The organism is Arthrobacter sp. NPDC056727, from assembly GCF_042790555.1.
Classification (GTDB): Bacteria; Actinomycetota; Actinomycetes; order Actinomycetales; family Micrococcaceae; genus Arthrobacter.
This window is the reverse complement of record NZ_JBHTZA010000055.1, coordinates 1-2792: the sequence shown is the minus strand read 5'-3', so window position 1 is coordinate 2792 and position 2792 is coordinate 1. Positions and strand designations below refer to the sequence as shown.

Sequence of the window (2792 nt, the reverse complement as noted above, 5' to 3'; positions counted from 1 at the left end):
GATCGGTCGGGTCGGGCACGCTGTTGGGTATCTGAAGGTACGGCCGTCATGGTCGCCTTCGGTTGCCGGCCCCAGTGCACTCACCTGTAAGGGTGGGGTGATGGGTGGCTGGTCGTTGTTTGAGAACTGCACAGTGGACGCGAGCATCTGTGGCCAAGTTTTTAAGGGCGCACGGTGGATGCCTTGGCACCAGGAACCGATGAAGGACGTGGGAGGCCACGATAGTCCCCGGGGAGCTGTCAACCAAGCTTTGATCCGGGGGTTTCCGAATGGGGAAACCCGGCAGTCGTCATGGGCTGTCACCCGCTGCTGAACACATAGGCAGTGTGGAGGGAACGAGGGGAAGTGAAACATCTCAGTACCCTCAGGAAGAGAAAACAACCGTGATTCCGGGAGTAGTGGCGAGCGAAACCGGATGAGGCCAAACCGTATGCGTGTGATACCCGGCAGGGGTTGCGCATGCGGGGTTGTGGGAGTTCTCTTGATCAATCTGCCGATTGGTCGGCAAGTCAGAAACCGTTGGTGTAGGCGAAGGACATGCGAAAGGTCCGGCGTAGAGGGTAAGACCCCCGTAGCTGAAACATCAACGGCTCGTTTGAGAGACACCCAAGTAGCACGGGGCCCGAGAAATCCCGTGTGAATCTGGCGGGACCACCCGCTAAGCCTAAATATTCCCTGGTGACCGATAGCGGATAGTACCGTGAGGGAATGGTGAAAAGTACCGCGGGAGCGGAGTGAAATAGTACCTGAAACCGTGTGCCTACAAGCCGTGGGAGCGTCGCTGGCAGCACTTGTGCTGTCAGTCGTGACTGCGTGCCTTTTGAAGAATGAGCCTGCGAGTTAGCGGTGTGTAGCGAGGTTAACCCGTGTGGGGAAGCCGTAGCGAAAGCGAGTCCGAATAGGGCGATTGAGTTGCACGCTCTAGACCCGAAGCGGAGTGATCTAGCCATGGGCAGGTTGAAGCGGAGGTAAGACTTCGTGGAGGACCGAACCCACCAGGGTTGAAAACCTGGGGGATGACCTGTGGTTAGGGGTGAAAGGCCAATCAAACTCCGTGATAGCTGGTTCTCCCCGAAATGCATTTAGGTGCAGCGTCGTGTGTTTCTTGCCGGAGGTAGAGCACTGGATAGGCGATGGGCCCTACCGGGTTACTGACCTTAGCCAAACTCCGAATGCCGGTAAGTGAGAGCACGGCAGTGAGACTGTGGGGGATAAGCTCCATGGTCGAGAGGGAAACAGCCCAGAGCATCGACTAAGGCCCCTAAGCGTACGCTAAGTGGGAAAGGATGTGGAGTCGCAGAGACAACCAGGAGGTTGGCTTAGAAGCAGCCACCCTTGAAAGAGTGCGTAATAGCTCACTGGTCAAGTGATTCCGCGCCGACAATGTAGCGGGGCTCAAGCGTACCGCCGAAGTCGTGTCATTCACACATATAGGGCCAACGCCTGTGTGGATGGGTAGGGGAGCGTCGTGTGCCGGGTGAAGCAGCCGCGGAAGCGAGTTGTGGACGGTTCACGAGTGAGAATGCAGGCATGAGTAGCGATACACACGTGAGAAACGTGTGCGCCGATTGACTAAGGGTTCCTGGGTCAAGCTGATCTGCCCAGGGTAAGTCGGGACCTAAGGCGAGGCCGACAGGCGTAGTCGATGGACAACCGGTTGATATTCCGGTACCCGCTTTGAAACGCCCAATACTGAATCAGGCGATGCTAAGTCCGTGAAGCCGGCCCGATCTCTTCGGAGTTGAGGGTAGTGGTGGAGCCGACGAACCAGACTTGTACTAGGTAAGCGATGGGGTGACGCAGGAAGGTAGTCCAGCCCGGGCGGTGGTTGTCCCGGGGTAAGGGTGTAGGACGCACGGTAGGCAAATCCGTCGTGCATATAAGTCTGAGACCTGATGCCGAGCCGATTGTGGTGAAGTGGATGATCCTATGCTGTCGAGAAAAGCCTCTAGCGAGTTTCATGGCGGCCCGTACCCTAAACCGACTCAGGTGGTCAGGTAGAGAATACCGAGGCGTTCGGGTGAACTATGGTTAAGGAACTCGGCAAAATGCCCCCGTAACTTCGGGAGAAGGGGGGCCATTCCTGGTGATAGCACTTGCTGCTTGAGCTGGGGGTGGCCGCAGAGACCAGCGAGAAGCGACTGTTTACTAAAAACACAGGTCCGTGCGAAGCCGTAAGGCGATGTATACGGACTGACGCCTGCCCGGTGCTGGAACGTTAAGGGGACCGGTTAGCTGACTTTCGGGTCGGCGAAGCTGAGAACTTAAGCGCCAGTAAACGGCGGTGGTAACTATAACCATCCTAAGGTAGCGAAATTCCTTGTCGGGTAAGTTCCGACCTGCACGAATGGCGTAACGACTTCTCGACTGTCTCAACCATAGGCCCGGTGAAATTGCACTACGAGTAAAGATGCTCGTTTCGCGCAGCAGGACGGAAAGACCCCGGGACCTTTACTATAGTTTGATATTGGTGTTCGGTTCGGCTTGTGTAGGATAGGTGGGAGACTTTGAAGCGGCCACGCCAGTGGTTGTGGAGTCGTCGTTGAAATACCACTCTGGTCGTGCTGGATGTCTAACCTGGGTCCGTGATCCGGATCAGGGACAGTGTCTGATGGGTAGTTTAACTGGGGCGGTTGCCTCCTAAAGAGTAACGGAGGCGCCCAAAGGTTCCCTCAGCCTGGTTGGCAATCAGGTGTTGAGTGTAAGTGCACAAGGGAGCTTGACTGTGAGACCGACGGGTCGAGCAGGGACGAAAGTCGGGACTAGTGATCCGGCGGTACATTGTGGAATGG

Annotated in this window: 1 rRNA gene; it reads left to right on the top strand. The window is 56.5% G+C overall.

Going from position 1 to position 2792, the window contains the following annotated elements:
- Positions 1-151: 151 nt before the first annotated feature.
- Positions 152-2792: ribosomal RNA gene (locus ACFRAH_RS24170) — 23S ribosomal RNA — on the top strand; the annotation flags it as partial.